This window comes from Vibrio sp. HS-50-1 (genome assembly GCF_024747315.1).
In the GTDB taxonomy this organism is placed as follows: domain Bacteria; phylum Pseudomonadota; class Gammaproteobacteria; order Enterobacterales; family Vibrionaceae; genus Vibrio; species Vibrio diabolicus.
Genome location: NZ_JAMPZF010000048.1, coordinates 715,863 through 741,529, shown reverse-complemented (window position 1 = coordinate 741,529; position 25,667 = coordinate 715,863). Strand labels below are relative to the sequence as shown.

The following is a 25,667-nucleotide window of genomic DNA, read 5'->3' as shown; positions in this document are numbered from 1 at the left end:
ATGAGTATATACTCATCAAAAAAGCGCCTTTTCATCATAACGACCACCGACAGCAATCGTTTGCTTTCACTATAGGAAATTTACAACTATTTATCACTATTTGGCTGTCACCCACAAAATGTGCGCATCTTCCTCGCTAACACTGGTCAACATATGTCCCATGTTCGCATCGTAATAGACGCTGTCGCCCTCGCTTAGAACAACAGGTTCGTAGAACTCAGAATAGAACATGACCTCACCAGATAAGATAAGCAGAAATTCTTCACCATCATGACGAACCCAGTCTTTGTATTCATCAAAACTGCGAGCACGAATTTGGCTCTTAAACGGCATCATTTTCTTATTGGAAAGTTGAGTAGCGAGCAGTTCATGTTCATAGGTTTGCGTTGGGTGTGGTTTGCCTTCATTCTTCTTGGTAACATCCCTACGCCCTGTCGCAACCTTTTTTCTAGGTGGCTCAAAGAGTTGCGGCATATCAATTTGTAAGCCAAGCGCCAATTTTTGCATTGCTTGAAATGTCGGAGAAATCTGCTCATTTTCTATTTTACTCAGTGTAGAACGAGCAAGCCCTGTTCGCTGACTGGCTTCTTCTAGTGTAATACCAAGTTTTGAGCGGATATCCTTGATACGCTGACCCAGCTTTAACGGCTCGATATTTTGATCATTTTGCTCTTTCGCTAACGTCATCGATGGGTATTCATCGTAAATACTTTCTGCCATAAATCCCTCTATAGATATCCTTATTTTTGTCCTACTCGCATTGTGCATGAAGCACATAGTGGATAAAAGTCCACCAAGTGAATTAAACCGTGCTCTTGTTAACAATTTTTGAAATTTTGTTTCCTATAGGAAATTTTTGGTTGATTGTTCCCGCTGCAGGCGCTATGTTACCAACTTGTTAGATGTAGAGATGCATATTTCCGTAAGAGATTGGTAAAGGAAACACGCAATCCGACGGAGTTTTTGCCCACATTTAGGGCCGGATGTTCACTCTGTTCTGCTATGCAGTTCAGCTGTTTTGAGGACAAATGAACCACAACCGCAAATCATAATTCATCTATTGCGGGTTCATTTTAAGATTTGGAAGGTCAACTACCATGAATAAGAGTTACCCTAACCACAGCTTGGAAAACTTTTTCTCTACCAACCTCTCTGCGACAGATGATGCTGTCTTTGCTGGAATTCAGGCGGAATCCGCTCGCCAAAATGAACAAATCGAACTTATCGCTTCTGAGAACATTGTTTCTAAAGCGGTAATGCAAGCTCAAGGCACATGCCTAACAAACAAATACGCTGAAGGTTATCCAGGTCGTCGTTACTACGGTGGTTGTGAGCACGTAGATACAGTGGAAGCCATTGCCATCGAACGTGCGAAAAAACTTTTTAATTGCGAATACGCAAACGTTCAACCTCACTCAGGCGCTCAAGCAAATGGTGCGGTGAAACTGGCTCTTCTTCAACCAGGCGACACCATTCTTGGCATGTCTTTGGACGCTGGTGGCCACCTAACGCACGGTGCACGCCCAGCACTTTCTGGTAAATGGTTTAACGCAGTTCAATACGGCGTTGATCGCGAAACACTGGAAATCAACTACGACGACGTTCGTGCACTTGCAGTAGAACACAAACCAAAGATGATCATCGCAGGTGGCAGTGCTATTCCACGCGTTATCGATTTTGCTAAGTTCCGTGAAATCGCTGACGAAGTTGGCGCAATTCTTATGGTCGATATGGCGCACATTGCTGGCCTTATCGCAACAGGTGCACACCCTAGCCCATTGCCACATGCGCATGTTGTGACAACCACAACACACAAAACATTGCGTGGCCCTCGCGGCGGTATGATCCTGACTAACCACGAAGACATCATTAAGAAAATCAACTCGGCCGTATTCCCTGGCCTACAAGGCGGCCCACTGATGCACGTTATCGCAGCAAAAGCGGTTGCATTTGGAGAAGCGCTTGGCCCTGAATTTAAAACTTATATTGATTCGGTGATCAATAACGCAAAAGTCCTAGCGGAAGTATTGCAAACTCGCGGTTGCGACATCGTAACTGGTGGCACAGACACGCACCTAATGCTGGTTGACCTTCGCCCTAAGGGCTTGAAAGGCAACAAAGCAGAAGAAGCTCTAGAACGTGCTGGGATCACATGTAACAAAAATGGCATCCCATTCGATACAGAGAAGCCTATGATTACATCGGGCATCCGTTTAGGAACGCCTGCGGGTACAAGCCGCGGCTTTGGCGCTGAAGAATTCAAACTCATCGGTAATTGGATTGGTGACGTACTGGATGGTTTGGTGAACAACCCAGAAGGTGACGCAGACGTTGAAAAACGCGTTCGCAAAGAAGTTAAAGAACTTTGCAGTCGCTTCCCTCTTTACCAATAAACGATTTTTTAAAAATCACAATAATTCCTGACAAGTTATTTGGAGATTAAGCAATGGACAAAACACTGAAGTTTACAGATAGCCACGAGTGGGTACGTGACAACGGTGACGGCACAGTAACACTTGGTATTTCTGAGCATGCGCAAGAAATGTTGGGTGACGTAGTATTCGTTGACCTACCAGACGTAGAAGATGAAGTAGAAGCAGGTGAAAGCTTCTCTTTGGTTGAGTCTGTAAAAGCAGCGTCAGATATCTACTCTCCTGTTACCGGTGAAATCGTAGAAATCAACGAAGAACTAGAAGACAGCCCAGAGCTAATCAACGAAGAACCGTACGAAGGTGGTTGGATTGTGAAAGTGAAGCTTTCAAACCCATCTGAGTTGGATGACTTAAAAGACGCGGAAGAATACCTAAACTCTATCGAAGAAGAGTAATTAGGATGTGACGAAAGCTGTTCCCTAGCCTGTTTAGAGAGCAGCTTTTTTTCTAGGTTCGGACGTATAATTAAATGTGTCACTAACGACCATTTCCGTTACCCGAGCCAAGGAGTAGGTAAAGGACAATGACTGAATTACTTCAAAGCCTCAGCACACAAAATGAGTTCGTTGGACGCCACAACGGACCAAGCAAATCAGACCAACAAAAAATGTTGGATGCCATCAACGCGATAAGCCTTGACGCCCTAATCGAAGAAACCGTGCCTGCACAAATTCGCCTAGAACAACCAATGACGTTGGCAGAAGCGAAAAGCGAAGCAGACATGCTAGTGACGATGAAGCAGTTTGCTAAACAAAACCAAATTAAACGTACATTCATTGGCCAGGGCTACTACAACACGTTTACTCCAAACGTCATTCTACGTAACGTGCTAGAAAACCCTGGCTGGTATACCGCTTACACACCTTACCAACCTGAAATCTCTCAAGGTCGCTTGGAAGCACTTTTGAACTTCCAACAAATGATCATCGACCTAACTGGTATGGAAATCGCGAACGCCTCATTGCTAGACGAAGCAACAGCAGCGGCAGAAGCAATGACTCTGTGTAAGCGTGCGGGTAAAAGCAAGAGCAACGTATTCTTTGTGGCTGACGATGTTCACCCACAAACGCTAGAAGTAGTAAAAACTCGTGCAAAATTCATCGGCTTTGAAGTTCTGGTTGGTTCGCTAGAATTCCTACCAGAGCAAGACGTGTTCGGCGCACTAGTTCAATACCCAAGCACAACAGGTGAAGTTCGTGACCTAACGGACATCATCGCAAAAGCGCAAGCAAACAAAACGCTTGTCACTGTTGCGACTGACCTGCTTGCTTCTACCCTATTGAAACCTGCTGGTGAAATGGGCGCAGACGTAGCAATTGGCTCTGCACAACGTTTCGGCGTTCCTATGGGTTACGGCGGTCCACACGCGGCATTCATGGCAACGCGTGACAAACACAAGCGCACCATGCCAGGTCGTGTGATCGGTGTTTCTATCGATACTAACGGCAACCAAGCACTGCGTATGGCAATGCAAACCCGTGAGCAGCATATCCGCCGCGAAAAAGCGACATCGAACATCTGTACCGCTCAAGCATTGCTAGCGAACATGGCGTCTTTCTACGCAGTTTACCACGGCGCAGAAGGTCTACGCACTATTGCTCGCCGTACACACCATATGACTGCGATTATCGCCGCTGGCCTAACCAAAGGCGGCTTTGAACTTGCTCATAACAGCTTCTTCGATACCATCACCATCAACACAGGTTCAAAAACAGAAGAGCTTTACGCAAAAGCACTTTCAGCAGACATCAACCTACGTCTACTACCTGGCAAGCTAGGTATTAGCTGTGACGAAACAACCACGGTCGCTGATGTAGAAGCACTATTTGCAGTCTTTGGTGTAAAAGAAGACGTAGCAGCACTATCGACGGAAATCGCAGGCAACGAGTTTGCGGCAATTCCAGAAGCGCTACGCCGCACAACAGAATACCTGACTCACCCTGTATTCAATACGCATCACAGCGAAACGCAAATGATGCGTTACCTGAAACAGTTAGAGAACAAAGACTTCTCGCTAACGCACGGCATGATCCCACTAGGCAGCTGTACGATGAAGCTGAATGCCGCGGCAGAGATGATTCCAATCACTTGGCCTGAGTTTGGTTCTATCCACCCATTCGCGCCAGCAGAACAAGCGGCGGGCTATGCAGCACTAGCGAAAGATCTAAAAGAGAAGCTTTGTGAGATCACAGGCTACGACGCATTCTCAATTCAGCCAAACTCTGGCGCATCGGGTGAGTACGCAGGTCTTATCGCGATTCAACGCTACCACGAAAGCCGTGGCGAAGGTCACCGCAACGTATGTTTGATCCCTAGCTCTGCGCACGGTACAAACCCTGCGACGGCGTCTATGGTGTCAATGAAAGTTGTGGTTGTTAAGTGTGACGAAGAAGGCAACATCGACATCGACGACCTAGCAGCGAAAATCGAGAAGCACAAAGACAACCTATCAAGCATTATGATCACTTACCCTTCTACGCACGGCGTTTACGAAGAGAAAGTGAAAGAAGTGTGTGAAATGGTTCATGCCGCTGGCGGTCAGGTTTACCTAGACGGCGCTAATATGAACGCGCAGGTTGGTCTAACATCACCAGGCTTCATCGGTTCAGACGTTTCTCACCTAAACCTACACAAAACCTTCTGTATCCCACATGGTGGTGGCGGTCCGGGTATGGGTCCTATCGGAGTGAAATCTCACCTAGCGCCTTTCCTACCTGGCCATATTGAAGACGGCGTAGAAGGCGAAGATTTTGCAGTATCAGCAGCAGATATGGGTAGCGCTTCTATCCTACCTATCTCTTGGGCTTACATCGCAATGATGGGCGAAGCAGGCCTAACAGATGCAACAAAAGTAGCAATTCTGAACGCAAACTACGTGATGGAAACACTTCGCCAACACTACCCTGTTCTTTATCGTGGCAAAAATGGTCGTGTAGCGCACGAATGTATTATCGACATTCGTCCACTGAAAGAAGAAACAGGCATCAGCGAAGAAGACATTGCGAAGCGTCTAATGGACTACGGTTTCCACGCACCAACTATGTCGTTCCCTGTAGCGGGCACGCTAATGGTTGAGCCAACGGAATCGGAAGATCTAGAAGAGCTAGACCGCTTCTGTGATGCGATGATCGCTATCCGCGAAGAAATGGAAAAAGTGAAAAACGGTGAATGGCCACTAGAGAACAACCCTCTCGTTAATGCGCCACACACGCAAGTTGACCTTTCTGCTGAAGAGTGGGACCGTCCTTACTCTCGAGAGCTTGGCTGCTTCCCTTCTAAAGCGACCAAGTCTTGGAAGTACTGGCCAACAGTAAACCGCGTAGATAACGTATACGGCGACCGTAACCTAATCTGCTCATGCCCAAGCATCGATAACTACGAAGATTAATTTTTGGTAGCATCTAAATAGACAAAGGCGAACCGTTTGGTTCGCCTTTTTGTTTTTGGTGTGCCGCCCTAACATTTGTTGATACATCAAGAAGGAATGATGGCTAGTTATTGTTTGCACAAAAGTGATTTAGAAATATTGTAACTTCTGAGAACCTTTGAATTAGCACTAATATCTCAGAACCTTAAAAGCTTGTTGGAAACTCCTCATGAACACTATGTTATGCAGGTAATGTGTAGTTTCTCAGTTCAGTTGCAGTAAGTCCCATTTATTACCATAGAGATCTTGGAACACCACCACTGTTCCGTATTCTTCCACACGAGGCTCTTCATTAAATACAACACCATTTTTCTTCATCAACTCATAGTCACGCCAGAAATCATTAGTTTGCAGGAACAAGAAAACACGACCACCTGTTTGATTTCCTACTGCGTGCGTTTGCTCCGGTGTACTCGCTTGAGCCAAAAGAAGGTTTGTACCATTGGAGTTTGGAGGAGAAACTTGAACCCAGCGTTTACCACCACCTAGGCTGGTATCTTCAACCAGGGTGAATTGAAGTTTTTGAGTATAAAATTCGATAGCATCGTCGTAATTTTCAACGACTAGAGCAATGTTTCCGATTTGCTGCTGAACAGTTTTGGACATGATGATTTCCGCTATGTCAAAACGCTAATTGTACGCTATTTTGAGGCTTTTCTAGAAAGCACGTAACGCCTTGCAAAAGTGTAAGGCACACAATACGAATGTTTACGCACAGCGCCTTTGTCACTAGAACCTACAAACAATCAAGCTATTACAAGTGTCGAATCTTGATTGAGCAACTTATTAAAGCCTTAGCTATAACTCAAGAGCAAACCTCTAACCTAATAACGAACGCTGCTCGTATGCCACGGTATTATAGTTCTTCTAGTTTTCCCTTAGCTAAATCTTCTCGTTGCTTAAGGAACATGAAGAAGTTTGCCTCACTGATAAACGGGTTACCGCTTGTGCCTAGTTTCTTCCTATTTTCAAAAAGGAAATTTTTATGTGGATGGTTCGAAAGGTTAACGTTCACAATAGGTGCCTGTAGTGAAATTTTTCTAATTTTCTCCATGCTACTCAGGAACTGGCCAATAACTTCTGGATCATTGCTATTTACGCTATGCCCACCAACGATAAAAGCACGATATTGTTCTCCATTATCTTCAACAGTGAAGTCTAAGGAATAATCACCTTCCGTGTGGCCAGGTGTGAGATAGAACTTAAACTCATGTCCACCAATAACCATAGAGCTATCGCTTTTTATCTCTATGTCTAAATTTGGAGGAAGGAACTTGTTCTCACCTTCGCTTTTGTTTGATTGCTGTATAGATAGTTCATGAGAGCTTTTGGTCATCACGACTTTGGAACCATACTTCCCTTGAAGTAACTGGGCGCCTCCGACGTGGTCAGAATGCCCATGAGTTACCAATATGTGCGTTATTGGCTTATCTTTTAGCCCTAGCTTATCTAGGTTGATAGGTATCCACTCAGAGTAAGGGAAATCAAGCGTATCAATGATAACGAGTCCGTCGTCTGTAGCAATGGCATATGATGAGACCCACTTGTCTCCTACATAATAGACATTATCAAACATTTGAAATGGTTCTACATAACCGTTCTTATCATTCATTGCTGGAACATATTGACTTAAGGAAGCAAAAGACGAAGCACTGAAAAGTAAACCTACAATAATTTTTTTCACGAAATCACACACAAATATATCCTTAATAATTTCTTATAGAACCTCGCGGATGAGAAAGCTCTAAACGATTTTCAGAGGCAAATACAACTGCAAATACTTTCTACTTAGCTTGAGTTTTAGCTGACCGAATCACTTGTAAACTCGAACCCCATTAACTGCCTATGTATCTCATGATTCTTTTAGAGGTTAAATAAATGAACTCAATTGAAGCAGAGTCATGAAGCTTCACTTGAGGTTACCGGCACAGCACAATGTGATAAACCTCTTTCAAGCAAACATTTGAATGCGATTTTTCCAATTGAAGACATGTTCAATAAATGCATCAACTCTTGCAGGCCTTTTATCACGGTCCCGATACATAATGAATACTTCTTTACCCGCGCATTGCCATTCTGGCAACAAAGGCAGCAGGTTATGTTGATCATGATTTAGCTCATGAAAGTAATAGGTTGGAATCCACGCAATTCCTAAACCATGAATGACGGCGTCTCTAACTAGTAGTACATCATTTGAAGTGAATTGAAACTTTAGCGGATGGTCAAATGTTTCATTGGTGATTTGATTAACTAATTTCCATTGGCTGTCGTTGTTTACCGTAATTAGGCGATGATGGATAAGTTGTTCTGGATGGGTAATCGGTTGGTGTTGTTCTAAATAGCTTCGTGATGCACAAAGCGCAAATGGAATCGACCATAATTTCTGAGCAATCCAGTCTTGTTCAATAAGATCACCAAGACGAAAACTAACATCGACACGGTTAGATACAAGATTGATTTTTTCATTCTGTACATCTAAATCGATACATATCTTCGGATGTTGCTCTGCAAATTCATAAACACACCGCTTTAACCACATCTGTGTCATGTTAATTGGCGCTGATATTTTGATCGTTCCGCTTAAAGACTGACGCTCAGTTGCAATTCTCGATGTCACATTATTTAAGCTAAGAAGTAACGGCTCACAGAGTTGATAATATTTTTCGCCATCAGTTGTTAGCGCAAAGTGGTGTGCACTGCGGTTAAATAGTCTGCAATTTAAGTTTGTTTCCAGCCTTTTTAACTTCCGGCTTAGCGTGGCTAACGGGATATTAAGACGCTCAGATGCTTGTGTTAGGCTTTGATAGCGAGCAACAGAAACGAATAACAAAAGGTCATCCAAAGAGTGACGTTCCATATTTGGGATTAACCCTCTTAAATTTGGCTATTAAAAATCAAATATGAAATATATAGCATTATCGCGTCAAGTTAATTTTTATCAGGAAGATCTATGTCTAAGCATTTATCAATTTGGTGCGGTGTTGTTGTCGCTATCTTTTTTTGGTCTAGTAACTTTAACGTAATAAAGGCTATTAATAGCGATGTCTCTCCTTTGGATTCAGCGACGTTACGGTTTTCCGTTGCAGCTTTAATACTCTTGTTGATAAGGGGTACCAAACGCTCTCCATATGGAGCCAAACTCACACAAAAAAGCATGTTGTCGTTGTTTGTTATAGCGACCGTGGGTGTAACTATCCAAAACTTCTCTATTTTCTCTGCAATGAGCTTTACTACCCCAGTTCACGCAGCTGTTGTTCAGGCAAATCTACCACTTGTCACCATCTTGTTGTCGAGCTTTATTCTCAAGACTTCCATTTCGGTTAAAACTATTTTAGGTGCACTAATCAGTTTTTGTGGAGTGGTAATCGTCATTACAGGCGGAAATATTCATTCTATTGGCAGCAATAGTAATATTGGTGATCTATACATGTTATTTGCTTTAATTAGTGGGTGTTTATACACAATTCTAGCGAAGCGTTTAACATCTCATATCCCAGTAACTCAGCAGTTACGTTGGGTGTTAAGTATTGGTGCCATTCAAATGGTCGCTATAGCGATTTACCACGGCGACTTTAGCCGTAGCTTAAATGCAATAACATTCAAAGACCTATCACTAATAGCGTACATGAGCCTGTTTGGCACTTTGATCGCTTACTACTTTTGGATGAAAGGTGCTATCGTTCTTGGTCCAGATAAAATGTCTCCATTATTTAATATTATGCCGGTATTCACTCTACTGATTTCGTTCATTTCTGGTGAGCAGGCTCAATGGGAAAATGTTTTAGGCGTCTTTATCGTTGCGGCTGGTGTGTATATAGGTAACTCAGCGCCTTTTGCTCGTTTACGGAGGGTGGCGGAGCAAAAATAGACGCCAACCTTAAGTCGAATTATTTAGCGCAATACTTTGTTAATTGGCATAAGTTTTCTTGGTTTCCAATAGGTACACTTTTTCGCTTTCGTCGTTCACTCTTTTATCTAACTTTATTGAGTGCATGTCGAAAATCTTCAATCTTTTGCTAAGAGCGTTTTTTATTATGTGAAAAACAGAGGAGAATGACCATGAAAAAACGACTCAACTATATTGAAGTAGCGCCAAAGGCAATAGAAATCCTGTACGCTCAGGAAGCTTACTTCCATGAACAATTTAGCCAATCAGAAACCATGAGCATGATCATATGGGAACTGGTTAAGTTACGCATATCGCAAATCAATCAATGTGCATTTTGTATCGACATGCATAGTAAAGATGCGCTTAAGTTAGGTGAAAAGCCGGAACGCATATGGGGGCTTAGTGCATGGAGAGATATGCCATTCTACAGCGATGCAGAACACGTTGCACTAGGCTGGGCTGAATTACTAACTGCTGGCCTACCAGTAGATGATGATACCTATCAGCTGACCTTGAATACCTTCGGAGAAGAAGCTATGGTCAACCTAACAATTGCGATCAACGCGATCAATAGTTGGAACCGAATAGTTAAGGCATTTAAGCCAAAGGTTGGAGACTATAAACCTAGATAATTCTATCTGACAGTTTTTACTTATAAGTCGCTGCTTATTCCTCAGCTTAATATGATGAAAAGTACATGTATATCACTTTCTCATTTAAGTTGAGGTTAAATAGGATGATTCATTTGAACTTAGAATTTGATATTTTAAAACCTCAAAAGGCTTTAGCTGGCTATGTTCAAGCCATTTGGTCAGCATCCGTCAAACCTGATACGACGCAAACCGTACGTAAACAATTACTCAGTGATGCTGGTACAGGTGTGGTATTCATTTTACAGAATGAAGTACAAATGGATGGTGAGTGGCAAACGCCAGGGGTTGTCCTACTACCTGTGAGCATTCTGGCACATCAAGTCTGCCTACCGCCAGGCGCGGTGATGACTGGCGTACGCTTTCATCCTGCAGTTGGTTATCAACTATTTGGTAAACGCCTAGAACAGCTATTGCGGATTCAAGATGACCACCCTTTGGCTTCTTCTGTGCTAGCAACATTTGAGTCTCTGCAAACAGCGCGTTCGCCGTCTGCAAGGATTTCTACTTTGTATCGCTGGGTTCAAGCACTGATTGAGGAATATGAACCACAATACGTCCGCCACATCATTGACCAGCCTACAGGGACGCTCAGTCAGCGCCAGAGAGAGCGCAATTTTCAGAAATGGTTGGGGATTACTCCTAAACATTACCAACGTATTAAACGAGTGAAGCACACTTTAGAACTACTCCGAGCGCAACCCGATCTTACTTTATCGGAGTTGGCGCTGGAGCAAGGTTTTTCTGATCAAGCACACATGACTAGAGAATGTAAGCAGATTGCGCGCATGACACCGAAGCAGTTTCTCCGAAAGAGAAATCTCTAAACCTTTTTAGCTTTGTACATCAAACCCAGTTGATTCAGAATCAACCAAGCACTTGTTATGATGTTCGATCATATATCACCTACTTTTTAGATCGCTCATTCCAGCTTGATGTGAATTTGTTAGCTCGCTTTTGATGCCGCGTGCTGTTCTACCATAAACGCGGTCACTTCTTCGTTTAAGCAAGATTTGCTGATGTATTGGCGTTGTTTACCAAGGTGAAGGATAAAGCCCAAATCAGTATGTTCGAGTTGGTCGATATCATTGATAGTTAGGTAGAGTCGGTAATCATGCTGTTCAACACGGCCACAGTATTCAGTGCCTCGGTCAGTCAAGATTCTCAGCACTAGCATAGGTCGAGCCCCAACGTTGAAGTATTCTCTCTGAGTGCTTTTCTAAGGTTGTTAGGACTTTTCTTACTGGCTCTAGAGCGTTTGAACTTCCTGTTTCATTAAGTGTAAAATTAGTAACGCGCCAACGAGCGGCCTGAGTCGTTTTTGCTCCTCTTATCCAACGTAACTTTTCTTTTACTCGCCAAGCTTTCGCTGTCTCCAGTTCATACTGCTCTAGTTCAACTAAAGCTTGTACTTGCTTATCTGTCATCGGACTCTCAGCATTCTTTAAAACCGCCCAGCGAAGAGCTTTTGGCATGTCATTGTTTTCCGAACGTCATCAACAGCTCGTGTATATAACTGCACAACATGGAACCAGTCGACAGTAACATTCGCTTTCGGAAACTCATCTTTGACAACAATCAAAAAGGAAAGAGACATATCGCAAACCACCTCAAGGACTTGCTCACTTCCTGCACCAGGATTCTCAATATAGGTTTTAAACTCTGTGACTGTTTTCTTTCCTTTCCCTGGTGTAGCAAATACAACGGGGAAGGTTTTACGAGCCATATCGATGAAAACCGTGACGGAATTATGTCCACGCTTTGAAGCCGTTTCATCAAACCCAAAGGCTTGGAGAGATGAGAGGTCAAGGCGCTATAAAGCTTGCTTCGACCACTAGCCAAAGCCGCTTATCTATCACTTCCATAAACTTGGCGGCAGCGTGAACGGGCACTCCTCTTATGAGAGTTAAAGCCAATTCTTCAAATAACAACCTTGCCCAGGCACATCGATGAGCCTTACAGTGAACTCGAGGTATTTTCGCTGTGATATCGCAATGGTGCTGAAAAATGAGATGGCGCCATGTTTTCTCTTTGAAATCATGGGCAGAGCAAGCTATTCCACACTCTGAACATGAATAAAAAGTACCACGTTCTGCTCCGAGTTGTAGATGAAACTCAAAAGGAGAGTGTTCTGTATTCAGGGTTTGGTCGATAAGTTTCCAAAGGGCTTGTAACCCCAAGCCGAGCAGAAGAGTTCAAAGGGGGTCAGGGTCGGGTATTGTAGTAATTGTTACTTTAGAGGTGAGTATTTTAACTCAAATCCACACCAAACGTCGAAGAACCACAAAACTTTAGTACTAGATTCGTATGATCCATATTCGTGAAGATCATAACACTGCGCGTTGTTTTATTGGTTATAAACAACAACCATTTGCGCGTTGGCTATTGTTAACTTGTCTTAATGATAAGAATGCAGAATGAGACAATGAGTATGCAAGCTTACGAAGTGGACGTGGATAAGTACTTTAACGAATAGTTCGCTATTTTTTACCAGAGCGAGTGTGCTTATGTTGAACCCATGAAAGTAATAGACATGTCATTTACATTATTTTTTAAAGTATGCCTAGATATAAGATTTGACATGACTTATTTTGAGAATTTCGGCGGTCCTAGGCTAGAACTTGAGAGCATTAGGACATAGTATCGTCTCACGTGTGGATATGGGTTGACCTATGTACAATATTGGCAAACAAATGACTAAAATACCGGTTTTCCTTATGAGTGCCACAATATTATTGCTCTCAACAGGTTGTAACGCAGATATGTTTAATTTCTTCAAATCAAAAAAGTTTCAATACATACTTAGCTCAGAGATCACTGGTAGCTTATACTTAGACGGGAAAGCGTTTACTAGCGAGGTGGTTTATCTACACACGGCTTTTTCTAAAAACCGTTATATCACCGAGACAATTACGTCAGAAAAGGGGGATTTTCATTTCGAACCCACATACCACTATCAGACGTTTAAAGAACCTGCCCTTCATGAATCCTCTAGCTACATTGGCATTTACATTTTTGTAGATGGCAAAAAATACTACTTACTAGAGGCTCGCTTTTCTGATGTGAAACCCTATGAATTTATTTCAGATAATCTTCTTGATTTAAATTGTGAGATTAATTCGGACGAATATCATTACTTTTTCAAAAATAAATTTGTTGAGAATGGCCTCGATCTTGAAATTATTAGTAGGTGTGATTTGAAAGGATTTTCTGAAAAAATATTACTAAACAAGGACACGTAATGGCAAAGTTAACACCAAAAATGGCTTCAGAAATAGCGGATATTCCTTACAAAGCTTATGAAAATAATGGCCGTTTTATCATGCCGGGAGAAAACAGTTTTTCAAATCACTTTTCTTTTTCTGAAAATGATGTATTTGATGGTTTTACAGGCGGTGTAGCGGGTTTATCCAATGTACCGGTATTGCGTAAAGTTATCCCTGGCTTGATGAGAACTTCAGAGGCGTTTGCAGTGGTTGGCACTGGTAAAGGTTCAACATTTGAGAATGAAATTGTCATTTCAATTCGAGGAACACAAAATGCTAATGACTGGATCACAAATGCGAATATAGGGGTGAAAGGATCACCAAACGGTTCGCCCGCTCATGCTGGTTTCAACAATTGTTTTCAAAGTATTAGCCCCAAGTTGAAGCAGTATATTATGCAGATATATCCCAAACCAAAACGTATACATTGCGTTGGGCACAGCTTAGGTGGAGCACTCGCATCACTTTGCGCTGATTGGGTGCGTCGTGAGATGAAGATCAGAACCACTTTATACACCTTTGGCGCTCCTAGAGTTGGTCTGGAAGCATACGCACGCTCATCGGAAAAGCTAAACGATGGTGTTTATCGATGTACGCATGGTGCTGATCCTGTACCAAAAGTACCGCTTTGGCCATTTATTCATGCTCCAATCTCGACAGGCGAGTACCGCTTAGACTCTGGCACTGGGTTAAGCATATCAGCCCATTTGATGGCAAGAAACAAAAATCCGGGTTACCTAAACACTGCTTCCTCGGATTCTTGGGTAGCGTTGAAGAGGAAATCGAATGACCACTTATTTACCCCTATCCGTCTAAAGTACGAGCAACGAAATCAAGCTTCTTTTTCGGAATATTGGGCCGATAGAATACAGGGCGCACTTATCACCTATTTGAAAGATGTGGCTCTTTTGTCAACGGTAACGATTCAAGCAGGCGTGATTGCTGGCTTGACCTTTTATGATTGGCTTTCAAGAAAGCTAGAATCCGTAGCAAAATCATCTAAGCGCAATGAAGAGCAACTAAAAGGCTTATTAGGCCATATGCTTGTTTTTGCCGGTCACTATGGGACCATCGTTGAAGACCTATCCGCCCGATTCATTAGATGGGTTTTCGAAAAAACCATTGGACGACTAGTCAGAGTATCTAAACAAGCGATATCGTTGCTAAGTTAGCCTAACAATTGCAATGGCATAGTAAAGTGATTCCTTAGTGAGAGGTGAACTCATCACCTCATAAGTTAACTGGTGACATTGACATAATGCCGCTAAATGGGATTTTTATTAAGCACTTTTAGATGAGACTTTCTAACCAAATCGGGTCGCGATTTATCGATACGAATTTGAAAATGATGAATTTTTCACTATTTTCAAATTCGTGATTAGGAGCCAAAATGTAGGTTTACAGTTTCAACTGTTTTTGGATTTTCGTTGAAAAATCAAATTAAATAATTGATATTAAATAGATTTAATGAAAATCAGCTTTTACAAAACCCGTACTGCGCCTCCTTCCAAACTGATGATGCAGGTTCAATTCTCGCTGTACGCTCCATTCTTATAAGCTACTTTTCCTAAAACTTCGAACGCCTCCCATGGGGCTCGAATCGAAATTCCATGTATAGCCCCCTCAAATCGAATAAGTTCCTTCCGCATAGAAATTACCTTTAGACGCATAAGCCCAACACTGGTCACATGAATTTTATTAGGGAAAATCCAGCAAACTAACGAATGTCAAATCTTTGCCGAACCTAATAATCGAGCAAAAGTGCTCTAAAAGTTGGCGTCATCACTTCAGGATCACAATACACTATCTCCTTGTCACTTTTTTGGTTCTAACTCCGCAGCATACTTAGGGAGATTCCTAGTCTCGTCTAGGCTCGCGATGTATGGACTCCCTCCCCCAGGAGGGATCTAGAATTTATGGTTTCAAAGCCTAAATTAAGAAGTCCGTACATGAGAAAGTCTACTACCATCGCCATTGATTTAGCAAATAAGACCACAAGAACGGCTTGGGCGTTGCTTCATTATGGCAGTAAATATCAAGCGCCTCTAACTCACGTGTAGTAAGTCAAATACGTTACTTACATCTTGATATAGCGAAGAGCAGGCTTGAATTCTTTGGATTATTTCCGCGCTCGCGAAATTGCATTAAAGTGCTAATACATCGAGGGTCGAGTTAGCTACTCATTAAAACCCGAATATACGCATGCATCTAATCTATTTTTGCTAAACAAGTTGTAATAACTAGGCAGTCCATATACTGGAATGACGCAACCCAAAACACCGAGTGTAGCGGTTCATATTTTAAGTCTGAACCAGAGCTACCCCATAGGCATCAAATCCTAAGTTCAAAAAAGCAAACCCTTTGCCTCGCCTCTTCTGTTAATAGGAATTTATTAGTTCGCTTTTGATGCCGCGTGCTGTTCTACCATAAACGTGATCACTTCTTCGTTTAAGCAGGATTTGCTGATGTATTGGCGCTGTTTACCAAGATGAAGGATAAAGCCCAAATCAGTTTGTTCCAGTTGGTCGATTTCATTCCATGCGAGGCTGCGGTCAACTTTACCGCTTTTGTAGCGCACGCCATCTGCATTCACTTCAAACACTACTTTGCTGCCACGGCTTGAACTGATGGTTTGACGCCATAGCCACCAAGTTCTTTTGAAGTAAACGCTACATGCTTCAATCACACTCAATACGATAAAGAACCAACCGACATAACCGTTTGGTAGCAGTTCAAACTCTAATAAAACCACACCAAAGATAAGAAACAGTATCCCTTTTAGGTACGCTTGTGGGAACTTAGTTGGCTGGCTAGTTTGATCATAACACTCAGCAAAGAAAGGTTTGTCGAGTATGTATTCTGTAGTGAATTCGAAATCTTTAGACATGTATGGTTACTTCAAGGCTTCTGTAAATGAGTAATCTTGGTTGCACTCTCGCAACGCCTGCATTGTAGCGCTTCTCGGGATTTATCTTTAGTCCTTTTGATTCTGTTTTGTAAATCAATGATACCGCCACGCAAAAAGACCTCGGTGCACTCGCCAAGATCAAACAAGGCGAACCATTTGGCTCGCCTTGTTAATTAATGGCCTGTGTTAAGTAATGACCTATGTGACTTCTTGAGTTTTCTACTTTAGAGGGTCGTTGTCTGGCAATGCACTGTGTATCCATACTGCCAGTCGGTGTTTGATGCTTGCGCCGTCTAGCTTACTTTCCGGTAGTGGTGTTATCTGTTTTGCATCGACCAAGAATAGGTAAATCGCTTTTACTCTCAGAGGTTGTGGTGACTGAGGAAGGTCAAAACCTTGTAGCTTCGCCATCTTCCCACCAATCTCTAGTGCCTTCTTAACCAATTTGTCTTCATTGTGAAGCTTGGAGCTTTTTGACATTGATAAATCCTCTTCTTCGCTTCGGCTAAGAATACATGAAGTGTCACGTATGGCGTGTTAGTAAGCTCGCATATTGATAAGTTTATGCCTTACTACCGAGTGGTCGATTAAAAAACAACCTTTTCGCGGCATGTTTTCTGTGTATGCTTCCGTGCAGAACATCCGAATGGGCTTGGGCGCAGACTCCGAATGATTTATTTAGGACAAAGATCATGTTCACCGTAAACGAGCCACTTCGGCAAATATGCGGCTTCTGGAATTGTCCAGCCATACTTATCGTATGCCAATGCAGCAAGACCAGTCAGTTTTAGAGAAACATTCCCTTTTGGCGAATAACGAACATCTTCATTCATGTAGAACTGGTAATGCGTCTCTAACGCATCTCTCAGTGCTTCTTGATAATGTGCCTCATCGCCATCTATAATGGCAACAAACACATTCACAAATGGAATAAACAAAGAGTGTACATATGGCACCCTGGTTGATTCTAAATATTGCGGGGAGGATTTCTCCATCACAGTTTGCAATAACTCTGGTAACGCTGATGAATTGCTAAATACACCGCTAACGAACTCGACCAGCGCAACATCGAAAGGATCTTTTAAACGCACTAACGACTCATCCATGATGGTCATCAGCTCTACGCAGCGCCAATCTCTCGCGGCCATCGCTAAACAGATTTCATCCAACCAAGCATCCATCGTTCCCCCTGCAATAGAACGGTTACCTACTTCCGAAAAATGTCGGTGCCCAACGGAGAATTCAACAACGTGGTCTGAATGATTGGCCAGTAAGTATACGTTATTCAGTAACTCAAGCGCTCTTTTTATATAAGCTGGCGAGGCCTGATGTTGTCCGTATTTTGAAGCAGTGAAGAATGCATCAAGCGAATACCAAGCGTCGCCTTTCATTCTTTTGAGAGGTTGCTGATAAAAAGATTGTTTTTCATCAAGCATTTCTTCCCAGAAGTTGTAGAAATCTTCATCTTCCTCACGAAAAATACGCAATTTTCTTTCTTCAGGTATCTCTAAATAGTGATTTTTCATTTGTTCCATCGTTCCCTAGCCTCGCATTATAAGTTGTTCTAATTTTTTGCCGTGATGATATTCATCTTCAAAATCAATCCGTGAATGATGCCGAAGTTGATTTATAAAATCAATTTATAATCAGTATGTTGCATCGAAAGTTAATGCTTAATTGAAATGAATCGAAAAGCCGAAAAACATTTGAAATATAAGGCTACCGCACAAGCCGCGATGGGTAAGCCAGAACGTACCTGTCCATAAACAGTGGACGACGAAAACTGACTTTGTGGAGTAAAGATAGACAGATATTCACCATTGTGTTCGCCTTTCTTTTTCTGTCGCTTTCGATAATACTCTTGCGCAATATTACTCAGCTGGAAAATTTTATGCCTCAAGCAAACTCTGTGGTCGTACTCGACTTTGAAACCACAGGTCTCTCTCCTACTTTAGGTGATCGCGCAATAGAAATTGGTGCAGTAAAGTTAGTCGATGGCGAGGTTGTCGATAGTTTTCAGCAACTCATGAATCCCGGCTTCAGAGTGAGTTCTTTCATTGAGAACTACACCGGCATTACTAACAATATGTTGCGATCGGCACCAAGCTGCGAAGAGGTAATGGCGTCATTTAGTGAGTTCATTGCAGGCGAAAACCTTATCGCTCACAACGCGTCCTTCGATAAACGATTTTTAGATGCAGAGCTTGAACGAATCAACTGTAGTTATTCGGGTGAGTTTGCTTGCTCCTTACTGGTAGCAAGACGGCTCATTCAAGATGCCCCATCACACAAGCTAGGTGAACTTGTTCGCTATAAAAATATCGACAACGACGGTGTTTTCCACCGTGCACTAGCCGATGCGCAAATGACAGCCAAGCTTTGGCTCTTAATGGTCGAAAGGATAGAAAACTCAGGTATCGTTAAGCCAAGTTTTCAGTTGATGCAAACGGTTAGTAAAACAGCAAAAGGAAAAGTCGACCAGCTACTCGCCAAAAGCCGTGCTTAACCCCCTCCTAGCTAAAAGCTGATTCTCGTCTCTTAGACGTTTAAGTGATTTTCGATGCGATATTGGCTATCCCAGTGAACTTCCTAATCTGAATGCGGCAGTTCGCTGGTCTCACCAACCAAACTGGCTTACTATGCCAGGTACCTAAAACGCTTTGTGAGTCACTCATGAGCAGAAAAAATAACAAAAATCTCAGTATTCTTCTTAAACTCAACACCTTTATTGCACCTTATAAATGGCGGGTTGCGGCGGCTTTGGTTGCCCTTGTCGCAACGGCAAGTTTGACGTTATCCGTAGGCTATGGAGTACGTATTCTTATCGACCAAGGCTTTGCTCAACAATCATTGCAAGAGCTTACCAATGCGATTCAGTTTATTGTCGGTGTCACACTGTGTATTGCCATTGGGACGTTCTTTCGCTTCTACCTTGTATCTTCGGTAGGTGAGCGCGTCAGTGCGGATATTCGCCTTGCGGTGTTTAACCATGTGATTACGCTGCATCCGAGCTATTTTGAGACCAACAGTAGCGGCGATATTATGTCGCGCCTGACTACCGATACCACGTTGCTGCAAAGCATTATTGGTTCATCGTTCTCGATGGCGATGCGTAGCGCTTTGATGTGCTTTGGTGCCATCATTATGTTATTCGCTACCAACGTTAAGCTCACGTTGATCGTACTTGCTTCTGTGCCTTTGGTTCTGGTTCCGATTTTGTTTTATGGACGACGCGTGCGTGCGCTCTCTCGCCAAAGTCAGGACTCAATGGCCGATGTCGGCAGCTACGCAGGTGAAGCGATAGAACATATTAAAACCGTGCAAAGTTTTAGCTCAGAACCGTACGAACGAGCGGCTTTCGCTGTCGAGGTGGAAAAAGCGTATGAAGTGGGCAGACAGAGAGTAAAACAGCGCGCGATCCTAATCTCTGGCGTTATTGTGATTGTGTTCAGCGCGATTGCAGGCATGCTTTGGGTTGGCGGCAGCGATGTGATTCACGGAAAGATGTCTGCGGGAGACCTAGCAGCGTTTGTGTTTTATGCCATTATGGTTGCCTCATCAACTGCAACCATTTCTGAAGTGATGGGTGAACTGCAAAGAGCCGCAGGCGCTACCGAACGGCTGATTGAGATCCTTCAAGTAGACAGCGATATCAAAGCGCCAAGCAACCATTTGCCTATCCGTGCCGACATGCCTGCTGAGGTTAACTTTAAATCGGTGAGTTTCAACTACCCTTCTCGCCCAAATCAACCAGCTATCAAAGAGTTAAATCTAACCGCTGAACAAGGAAAAGTGTTGGCGTTGGTCGGCCCTTCTGGTGCAGGTAAAACAACACTATTCGAACTGCTGCAACGCTTTTATGATCCGCAAAAAGGGCAAGTGTTGTTTGGTGGTGAAGATATTCGACAGTTCGATCCAAACGAGCTTCGACGCCAAATGGCACTCGTACCACAACAGCCAGCGCTGTTTAGCCATGATGTTTTCCATAATATTCGCTACGGTAATCCTGAAGCAACGGATGAACAAGTCGTCGAGGCTGCGAAAAAAGCCCATGCCCATGAGTTTATTGAGAAGCTTCCCGAAGGCTATCACAGCTTTTTAGGCGAGCGCGGCGTTAGGCTATCGGGCGGACAAAAGCAGCGTATTGCGATTGCTCGTGCAATTCTAAAAGATCCAAAAATCTTACTGCTAGACGAAGCTACCAGCGCCCTTGATAGCGAAAGTGAACATCACGTTCAGCAAGCACTTGAAGCACTGATGAAAGGACGCACAACTCTGATCATTGCTCATCGTCTTTCAACTATCCAGCATGCGGATAAAATTGCGGTGCTCGACAATGGCGAGTTAGTCGATGTTGGTAACCACCAATCATTAATGCAAAGCTGTGAGTTGTATCAGCGACTTGTGGCATTGCAATTTAAGCACTTAGAGTAATGCCTAGTTAAGCCCTCAAGAATAAGCAAAAACGGACCAAGTGACTTAATGCCAACAGCTTAACGATGTTTTTGTGTCATTCAAGCGAGCCTTGGCGAGACTAGGAATCTAATAGCAACGTGCTGAGTGGTTAAAGAGACAATTTTGACCATAAAGAGCTAGGATAGAAGATCCTATATCACGCACCTTCGTCGCTGTACAAGATGACGAAATATAAAAAGATGCCACTCGTAGTTAAACGAGCGGCATTAAACCAAGTGGTTCTCCTTTTAATACAGGAACTCAGGTAAGAATCCAGTAACCAGCGTACTCTCCCCTCAACTAGAAACACTCATCTCCACGTACCATATAAAACCAATCAACTTCATTTGTAACAAATTAGCTTTCAAAAATAGGAAATCACCACTGTAAAAGTTCACCGCATTTTATCTTGCTGCCTATGGTTACAATGTTTTTGAAATCAAAGCCTTTAAACCAAGTTATAAGTAAGCGACACCGAGATGAACAGTGAAGCGAAACAACTTTTTTATCATTTATGTCAGCAATACGATTCGCTTTCTCAAGAACTAGAGTCTCGCGCGTTTCCTGAGTTTTCCGAGACCATCACTCATCCGCTTGGACACTGCTTTGTCCGTTGCCCTGTTGGCAGTCAGCGCTTTTCCATTGTTGCAGTCAACTTTGCGCCCTCCGTTCGCGGGCAAGGCGTGCTTACTGCATTTATCGACTACATTAAAAGCAATCCATACCATTACCAAGGCGTTGAAGTCGCTATCATTGAAAACAAAAGCTTAGCAAAACGACTGTTGTCTCTTGGATGGAAGTATAAGTCTCTGTTTGGCAAAATTTTCTTCGCTAGCAAGCCGACCCTAGTGAAGGACTTTCAGTCTGCGTAATAGTTATTACGGCACCGCATCGGTACCCAAAGTAAAAACCATCACTCAAAATCCGTAAGCATATTGAGAAAAGTTTGGCGGTCTTCCGTTGTACTACCTCGATGGGCAGTGTATTCGACGTGCACATTCGGGCTAGCGTTGGGTGATAAATTGATGCCCCACAGCGCGTTAATTTGGTTTGGAACGATGGAGTAACGCACGTCAACAATTCGCATTTCGTTATTCGGGTCTTGCGCTACAAAACCATTTGAAAACCAACGGAAACGTTCGATGTCTTTCGCTTGCTGCGATTGCGGATCGAGCCATGGAAATTGAGTCTTCACATTGAGCTTTGGTGTGGATTCGCCTGGGTAGATTTTTATTGAACGCCCCACTCTTACCGCATCCACATAGTAGTTATCTTCCGTTTCATAAATCACTTTCCAGACCAAAAGGTTCCCGAAGGTTGGTTTTGCTTTTAGCTGCACAGCGCTGTGCTGTCGCTCTTGGACGATTTTCCATCCGGCCGCTTCTGCTCTATCTCGTTGAATAACCCCAAGAGTCAGATAAGCCAGAGACCATAGAAATGCGACACGCGCGTAATTTCGATTTCGCTTCAGTGCGGCAAACAAAAGCAGGATCAAAATAGGAAATGTGAAAGCGGGGTCGATAACCGAGATTGTGTTCCAAGCATAGCGTGTGTTGCTTATCGGCCAAAAAAGCTGAGTCCCATAGCTGGTGCAAGCATCTAACAGCGCATGGGTGCTATAACCAAGGGCACAATAAAACCAACTCTGTCGGAAGTTTAGCCCTCGTCTTTTTGCAAACAATGGATACAACACTAAAGCACAGAGAAAGCTGCCAAAAGGGATAAACAACAATGAATGGGTAAAGTGTCGGTGATATTCCAAAAACAGCAATGGGTCAGTTGATGAACGGATAAGTACGTCCAAATCCGGCGCCATCCCTGAAACCACGCCTAACACGCCAGCAGCCACAATGTGCCGCTTGTTACTCGCAGACTGTGGCAAAGCAGCGCCCAGTAAACCTTGCGTTAACGGGTCCATTATTTACGCCCGCAACGAAAATGTAGCCAAGATAGAAAGCATATGCGCTTCAAAATAGACTCAAATTTAAAAACCAGAACGCTCTCCGACATAAATTATCCGTATTTAAGTGGATTGGAAGACACACCTTAATGACGTATTAAAGTGTTCGAAAACAAATACTTTGGTTTTAGTGTAAGAAGAAATCGCCCTATTCGCTAGTGAGAAGCGAACCTAAAGCGAGGCTCATGGTGTACGTCAAAAGTCCAAAACTGCGGATTTTACAGATGCAAAAATAAAACAAGGCGAACCGAATGGCTCGCCTTGTTTACTGAACGATTAACGACAAAAACCTTAGTCTTGAGGGTTTTCTTTCGCGTTGATTTCAGCGTAAGTGTGCAGAAGCTCTGTCAGAGTTTTCACCCAAACAAAAACATCCGAAGGTGTATTTTCAAGTAGTTTTTCCACTAGTGCACAGTGTGTTTCTAACGTGATCGCCTCTTCCAAATGGAATGAAATCGCATAGAAATGCCAAAGAACCAGTCGCGTCATTCGCTCGCTATTTTGCTTCGCATTGCCTGAGTCATCAAACGCTTGTTGAATTTCGCTCAGTGCGATTGCTGTCATGCGTAACATGGCATCAAGACGTGCAGACAACATACGGTCTTCGCTAGCCACTTCTTCTTGATCGAAAGTAAACAGCTCATTCATCACGTCTTCTGGCACCATTTTACTGATCATGCGAGCACTAAACTCTTCCAGTTCATGACGAGGCATGGTTACAAGACAATCGAAGGTGTAATCACGAAGCATAAAATCACTCTAGGTTGGAAATCAATTTCAGCCACGCATTCTAAATACTGAAATCTCAATTGCCAGCGTTTATTTCTATTGAGCTACCGAAAAACTACAGAACACCGTTGATCGCGATACCAACACCAATACGCTGCTGATTATGATCATAGTCAATCAAGCTCTTACCATACCCCGTCGAGTACTGTGCGTATCCCTGAAGTTTGCCCCAGATCGGAAATGACACCCCTAATTCGGCAAAGCCTTTATGCGTTTGGAAGTTCTGGCGGCCTAAGAAGGTAAACTCATAACCATTCCATTTGTACGCACTCGATAGCTCAAAGTGCCCCATGTAATCTTCGATATCCGGGTTATCATCACCTTTAGGATCATTCGGAGATGTTTTTTCATCCTCAGGTATACGCCACCACGGTTGAAGAGAAACCGCAAAATTGTCTTTCGCAAAGGTTAAGTTGGCGTAAACACGATTCCAACTGCGCGATAACTCTTGTCTCTGCCCATTCGACTCATGTTCAATACCAAAACCTAACCAAGTCGAACCATCAAGTGGCTTCCAGTCTGTCGGGGTATAATAAAAAAGCTCAGGACGATAATTGGTTTCACGAAATGGACGCGATGCTGCTCCTGTATACACCTGCCAAAATGACTTTAGCGTCATACCAAAGAACAAACCATCCCCATCAAACAACAAATCGTCGTAGTTCATTGGCACTTTAAAACTAATTTGGAACTCCGCTTCTTCCTTACGCAGCTCATCTCCGTACTTAGTGTCCGCATAAGCACGCTTATTTACGCGATCACTGTAAGTGAACGGCAAGATGTAGTTAACACGATGCGCCACCAAACTAAATGGTTCAAAGGCGTTTTCTCGTTCTGATTCCAAACGTTTGTCGACCAAGCTTTCCTGAAGCTCCTCAGGTTCTTCAATTTCTGGATCAGCGGGCACTGTACTTGTTACTGCATCGAGCTCACACTGCGCGCGAATGCTCTTTATGGTTTCCTCACCTTTGCTTTGCTTGATTTTGTCTAGCAAACATAAATCATAAGCACTGGCTGTTTCTCCCATCGCAACTGGCGCTGCCAATAAGCTCAGTATTGATATCCCTGCCACTTTTGAAGCCATCTGAAACCCTTAATATTCTTTATGTCAAACCAGATAATTTTAATTTTTCTTGGTAAACCGCTTGCCATTCTGGCGTTAAGGCAATGTTAAATGTTCGCTGACTTTACGTCTTGGATAAATACGACAGACCTCAAACATATCGGCCCACTATGAGCAACGCGCCAAAAACGACCAAGAGTTGAGCATCATAAATAACAACAAAAAAGACTCGTTTGCATGATGCTCATATTCCCTATGCAAAATACTGGCTCGCCACTTTGATTGCAAACCCGGCTATGAATAAACCCAAGCCGTAAGCCAAATGCGCCAATGTGCTTAGAAAACGGGCTTTCCAAGGTGTTGGGGTTTTACTGGCAGCAAAACCAAATCCTAGACAAGGTTGAATGACAAAAAATGGGAACACCAACGTGACCACACCAGTGGCTAAGCCGGGCACTAGACTAGGCTCTACCAACCAATGATGCCCAAAAGCAGCAATGTGAGCCAAAGCGAAAACAACACCAATGGCATAGTGTAAAAACCAACCGAGTGCTTTTTCTCCCGACATCGGGTCTGTTGCCATAATTGGCGCATGCATAAGCTTTCCTTTGGGCATATATAAAACCCAGCGCGCAACCAATGCATAGTTTAGTGAGGGAATACCAAACACTCTCCTTTGTAGCCAAGCCCATAAATCCATTACCAAAGTCGCACCAATCCCTAGTAGCGCCGCTTGTAATCCTATTAAAAACAGCATTTTTCGCTCCTCAAGTTTTTGATTTGTTAAGGTCTTAGTTGCATGCTACAACTTAAAGCCAACTTGAAGTC

General features: G+C 43.2%; 22 protein-coding genes and 2 pseudogenes. 11 read left to right on the top strand and 13 right to left on the bottom strand.

Annotation, left to right across the window (positions count from 1 at the left end; all coding sequences use genetic code 11):
* Nucleotides 1-96: 96 nt before the first annotated feature.
* Nucleotides 97-720 carry a helix-turn-helix domain-containing protein gene (locus NDJ01_RS22505; protein ID WP_005395176.1) on the bottom strand — a complete coding sequence of 208 codons (624 nt, stop codon included), beginning with the start codon at nucleotides 718-720 and terminating at the stop codon, nucleotides 97-99.
* Between the two features lie 377 nt (nucleotides 721-1,097).
* On the opposite strand from NDJ01_RS22505, the gene NDJ01_RS22500 reads away from it, so the two are divergent.
* The 3 genes from NDJ01_RS22500 (at nucleotide 1,098) to gcvP (ending at nucleotide 5,820) form a co-directional block, all read left to right on the top strand.
* A complete protein-coding gene (locus tag NDJ01_RS22500; RefSeq protein WP_005395177.1) occupies nucleotides 1,098-2,393 on the top strand; it encodes a serine hydroxymethyltransferase in 1,296 nt (431 codons plus the stop codon).
* 53 nt (nucleotides 2,394-2,446) lie between these two features.
* Nucleotides 2,447-2,827: a glycine cleavage system protein GcvH gene (gene gcvH, locus NDJ01_RS22495; RefSeq protein WP_046876056.1), complete on the top strand. Its 381-nt coding sequence runs from the start codon at nucleotides 2,447-2,449 to the stop codon at nucleotides 2,825-2,827.
* Between the two features lie 128 nt (nucleotides 2,828-2,955).
* The gene (gene gcvP, locus NDJ01_RS22490) at nucleotides 2,956-5,820 is read left to right on the top strand and encodes an aminomethyl-transferring glycine dehydrogenase (protein ID WP_258587392.1); all 2,865 of its coding nucleotides are present in this window, start codon (nucleotides 2,956-2,958) and stop codon (nucleotides 5,818-5,820) included.
* A gap of 243 nt (nucleotides 5,821-6,063) precedes the next feature.
* Here gcvP and NDJ01_RS22485 read toward each other — a convergent pair whose 3' ends face one another.
* From NDJ01_RS22485 to NDJ01_RS22475, 3 genes are all read right to left on the bottom strand, one after another.
* On the bottom strand, nucleotides 6,064-6,465 hold the full coding sequence (locus tag NDJ01_RS22485; protein WP_139061003.1) for a VOC family protein: 402 nt from the start codon (nucleotides 6,463-6,465) through the stop codon (nucleotides 6,064-6,066).
* A gap of 250 nt (nucleotides 6,466-6,715) precedes the next feature.
* Complete coding sequence (locus NDJ01_RS22480; RefSeq protein ID WP_258587391.1) at nucleotides 6,716-7,543, bottom strand: MBL fold metallo-hydrolase; 828 nt, start codon at nucleotides 7,541-7,543, stop codon at nucleotides 6,716-6,718.
* A gap of 267 nt (nucleotides 7,544-7,810) precedes the next feature.
* Nucleotides 7,811-8,716: a LysR family transcriptional regulator gene (locus NDJ01_RS22475; protein ID WP_258587390.1), complete on the bottom strand. Its 906-nt coding sequence runs from the start codon at nucleotides 8,714-8,716 to the stop codon at nucleotides 7,811-7,813.
* Nucleotides 8,717-8,809: 93 nt separating this feature from the next.
* On the opposite strand from NDJ01_RS22475, the gene NDJ01_RS22470 reads away from it, so the two are divergent.
* The 3 genes from NDJ01_RS22470 (at nucleotide 8,810) to NDJ01_RS22460 (ending at nucleotide 11,225) form a co-directional block, all read left to right on the top strand.
* Nucleotides 8,810-9,727, top strand: a complete 918-nt coding sequence (locus NDJ01_RS22470) for a DMT family transporter (protein ID WP_258587389.1) — start codon at nucleotides 8,810-8,812, stop codon at nucleotides 9,725-9,727.
* Nucleotides 9,728-9,918: 191 nt separating this feature from the next.
* Entirely contained in the window at nucleotides 9,919-10,380 is a 462-nt protein-coding gene (locus NDJ01_RS22465) for a carboxymuconolactone decarboxylase family protein (RefSeq protein WP_258587388.1), read from the top strand.
* A 104-nt stretch (nucleotides 10,381-10,484) separates the two neighbouring features.
* Complete coding sequence (locus tag NDJ01_RS22460) at nucleotides 10,485-11,225, top strand: helix-turn-helix domain-containing protein (protein WP_258587387.1); 741 nt, start codon at nucleotides 10,485-10,487, stop codon at nucleotides 11,223-11,225.
* Nucleotides 11,226-11,344: 119 nt separating this feature from the next.
* On the opposite strand, the pseudogene NDJ01_RS22455 reads toward NDJ01_RS22460, so the two are convergent.
* Nucleotides 11,345-11,497 (bottom strand): annotated as a pseudogene (locus NDJ01_RS22455) (YcxB family protein); the annotation flags it as partial.
* Between the two features lie 52 nt (nucleotides 11,498-11,549).
* A pseudogene (locus NDJ01_RS22450) lies at nucleotides 11,550-12,124 on the bottom strand (transposase).
* Between the two features lie 946 nt (nucleotides 12,125-13,070).
* Here NDJ01_RS22450 and NDJ01_RS22445 point away from each other — a divergent pair.
* Both NDJ01_RS22445 and NDJ01_RS22440 read left to right on the top strand, forming a co-directional pair.
* On the top strand, nucleotides 13,071-13,640 hold the full coding sequence (locus tag NDJ01_RS22445; RefSeq protein ID WP_258587386.1) for a DUF6795 domain-containing protein: 570 nt from the start codon (nucleotides 13,071-13,073) through the stop codon (nucleotides 13,638-13,640).
* The gene (locus NDJ01_RS22440) at nucleotides 13,640-14,836 is read left to right on the top strand and encodes a lipase family protein (RefSeq protein WP_258587385.1); all 1,197 of its coding nucleotides are present in this window, start codon (nucleotides 13,640-13,642) and stop codon (nucleotides 14,834-14,836) included. Before NDJ01_RS22445 ends, NDJ01_RS22440 begins: the two co-directional genes overlap by 1 nt.
* 1,220 nt (nucleotides 14,837-16,056) lie before the next feature.
* Here the strand turns inward: NDJ01_RS22440 and NDJ01_RS22435 are convergent.
* From NDJ01_RS22435 to NDJ01_RS22425, 3 genes are all read right to left on the bottom strand, one after another.
* Nucleotides 16,057-16,551 (bottom strand): YcxB family protein, encoded by a 495-nt coding sequence (locus NDJ01_RS22435; RefSeq protein WP_258587384.1) that lies wholly within the window; start codon nucleotides 16,549-16,551, stop codon nucleotides 16,057-16,059.
* Nucleotides 16,552-16,791: 240 nt separating this feature from the next.
* Entirely contained in the window at nucleotides 16,792-17,052 is a 261-nt protein-coding gene (locus NDJ01_RS22430; protein WP_005376453.1) for a DUF5062 family protein, read from the bottom strand.
* A 194-nt stretch (nucleotides 17,053-17,246) separates the two neighbouring features.
* Nucleotides 17,247-18,107: an immunity 49 family protein gene (locus NDJ01_RS22425; protein WP_258587383.1), complete on the bottom strand. Its 861-nt coding sequence runs from the start codon at nucleotides 18,105-18,107 to the stop codon at nucleotides 17,247-17,249.
* Between the two features lie 356 nt (nucleotides 18,108-18,463).
* Between NDJ01_RS22425 and NDJ01_RS22420 the strand changes: the two genes are divergently transcribed.
* The 3 genes from NDJ01_RS22420 (at nucleotide 18,464) to NDJ01_RS22410 (ending at nucleotide 21,899) form a co-directional block, all read left to right on the top strand.
* Nucleotides 18,464-19,078 (top strand): PolC-type DNA polymerase III, encoded by a 615-nt coding sequence (locus NDJ01_RS22420; protein ID WP_258587382.1) that lies wholly within the window; start codon nucleotides 18,464-18,466, stop codon nucleotides 19,076-19,078.
* Between the two features lie 167 nt (nucleotides 19,079-19,245).
* A complete protein-coding gene (locus tag NDJ01_RS22415; RefSeq protein ID WP_258587381.1) occupies nucleotides 19,246-21,006 on the top strand; it encodes an ABC transporter ATP-binding protein/permease in 1,761 nt (586 codons plus the stop codon).
* Between the two features lie 500 nt (nucleotides 21,007-21,506).
* On the top strand, nucleotides 21,507-21,899 hold the full coding sequence (locus tag NDJ01_RS22410; RefSeq protein WP_170901725.1) for a hypothetical protein: 393 nt from the start codon (nucleotides 21,507-21,509) through the stop codon (nucleotides 21,897-21,899).
* 41 nt (nucleotides 21,900-21,940) lie between these two features.
* Here the strand turns inward: NDJ01_RS22410 and NDJ01_RS22405 are convergent, their stop codons facing one another.
* The 4 genes from NDJ01_RS22405 to NDJ01_RS22390 form a co-directional block, all read right to left on the bottom strand.
* Complete coding sequence (locus NDJ01_RS22405; RefSeq protein WP_203342532.1) at nucleotides 21,941-22,945, bottom strand: metal-dependent hydrolase; 1,005 nt, start codon at nucleotides 22,943-22,945, stop codon at nucleotides 21,941-21,943.
* A 333-nt stretch (nucleotides 22,946-23,278) separates the two neighbouring features.
* Nucleotides 23,279-23,737 (bottom strand): exoribonuclease R, encoded by a 459-nt coding sequence (locus tag NDJ01_RS22400; protein ID WP_258587380.1) that lies wholly within the window; start codon nucleotides 23,735-23,737, stop codon nucleotides 23,279-23,281.
* A 94-nt stretch (nucleotides 23,738-23,831) separates the two neighbouring features.
* Nucleotides 23,832-24,860, bottom strand: a complete 1,029-nt coding sequence (locus tag NDJ01_RS22395; protein WP_006742284.1) for a phospholipase A — start codon at nucleotides 24,858-24,860, stop codon at nucleotides 23,832-23,834.
* Nucleotides 24,861-25,092: 232 nt separating this feature from the next.
* On the bottom strand, nucleotides 25,093-25,596 hold the full coding sequence (locus tag NDJ01_RS22390; RefSeq protein ID WP_258587379.1) for a DUF2938 domain-containing protein: 504 nt from the start codon (nucleotides 25,594-25,596) through the stop codon (nucleotides 25,093-25,095).
* Nucleotides 25,597-25,667: the final 71 nt, after the last annotated feature.

What these genes read in the sequence shown, in the direction of transcription:
- NDJ01_RS22505 (WP_005395176.1), bottom strand. Translation starts at nt 720, where the DNA reads ATGGCAGAAAGTATTTACGATGAATACCCATCGATGACGTTAGCGAAA.
- NDJ01_RS22500 (WP_005395177.1), top strand. Translation starts at nt 1,098, where the DNA reads ATGAATAAGAGTTACCCTAACCACAGCTTGGAAAACTTTTTCTCTACC.
- gcvH (WP_046876056.1), top strand. Translation starts at nt 2,447, where the DNA reads ATGGACAAAACACTGAAGTTTACAGATAGCCACGAGTGGGTACGTGAC.
- gcvP (WP_258587392.1), top strand. Translation starts at nt 2,956, where the DNA reads ATGACTGAATTACTTCAAAGCCTCAGCACACAAAATGAGTTCGTTGGA.
- NDJ01_RS22485 (WP_139061003.1), bottom strand. Translation starts at nt 6,465, where the DNA reads ATGTCCAAAACTGTTCAGCAGCAAATCGGAAACATTGCTCTAGTCGTT.
- NDJ01_RS22475 (WP_258587390.1), bottom strand. Translation starts at nt 8,716, where the DNA reads ATGGAACGTCACTCTTTGGATGACCTTTTGTTATTCGTTTCTGTTGCT.
- NDJ01_RS22470 (WP_258587389.1), top strand. Translation starts at nt 8,810, where the DNA reads ATGTCTAAGCATTTATCAATTTGGTGCGGTGTTGTTGTCGCTATCTTT.
- NDJ01_RS22465 (WP_258587388.1), top strand. Translation starts at nt 9,919, where the DNA reads ATGAAAAAACGACTCAACTATATTGAAGTAGCGCCAAAGGCAATAGAA.
- NDJ01_RS22460 (WP_258587387.1), top strand. Translation starts at nt 10,485, where the DNA reads ATGATTCATTTGAACTTAGAATTTGATATTTTAAAACCTCAAAAGGCT.
- NDJ01_RS22445 (WP_258587386.1), top strand. Translation starts at nt 13,071, where the DNA reads ATGTACAATATTGGCAAACAAATGACTAAAATACCGGTTTTCCTTATG.
- NDJ01_RS22440 (WP_258587385.1), top strand. Translation starts at nt 13,640, where the DNA reads ATGGCAAAGTTAACACCAAAAATGGCTTCAGAAATAGCGGATATTCCT.
- NDJ01_RS22435 (WP_258587384.1), bottom strand. Translation starts at nt 16,551, where the DNA reads ATGTCTAAAGATTTCGAATTCACTACAGAATACATACTCGACAAACCT.
- NDJ01_RS22430 (WP_005376453.1), bottom strand. Translation starts at nt 17,052, where the DNA reads ATGTCAAAAAGCTCCAAGCTTCACAATGAAGACAAATTGGTTAAGAAG.
- NDJ01_RS22425 (WP_258587383.1), bottom strand. Translation starts at nt 18,107, where the DNA reads ATGGAACAAATGAAAAATCACTATTTAGAGATACCTGAAGAAAGAAAA.
- NDJ01_RS22420 (WP_258587382.1), top strand. Translation starts at nt 18,464, where the DNA reads ATGCCTCAAGCAAACTCTGTGGTCGTACTCGACTTTGAAACCACAGGT.
- NDJ01_RS22415 (WP_258587381.1), top strand. Translation starts at nt 19,246, where the DNA reads ATGAGCAGAAAAAATAACAAAAATCTCAGTATTCTTCTTAAACTCAAC.
- NDJ01_RS22410 (WP_170901725.1), top strand. Translation starts at nt 21,507, where the DNA reads ATGAACAGTGAAGCGAAACAACTTTTTTATCATTTATGTCAGCAATAC.
- NDJ01_RS22405 (WP_203342532.1), bottom strand. Translation starts at nt 22,945, where the DNA reads ATGGACCCGTTAACGCAAGGTTTACTGGGCGCTGCTTTGCCACAGTCT.
- NDJ01_RS22400 (WP_258587380.1), bottom strand. Translation starts at nt 23,737, where the DNA reads ATGCTTCGTGATTACACCTTCGATTGTCTTGTAACCATGCCTCGTCAT.
- NDJ01_RS22395 (WP_006742284.1), bottom strand. Translation starts at nt 24,860, where the DNA reads ATGGCTTCAAAAGTGGCAGGGATATCAATACTGAGCTTATTGGCAGCG.
- NDJ01_RS22390 (WP_258587379.1), bottom strand. Translation starts at nt 25,596, where the DNA reads ATGCTGTTTTTAATAGGATTACAAGCGGCGCTACTAGGGATTGGTGCG.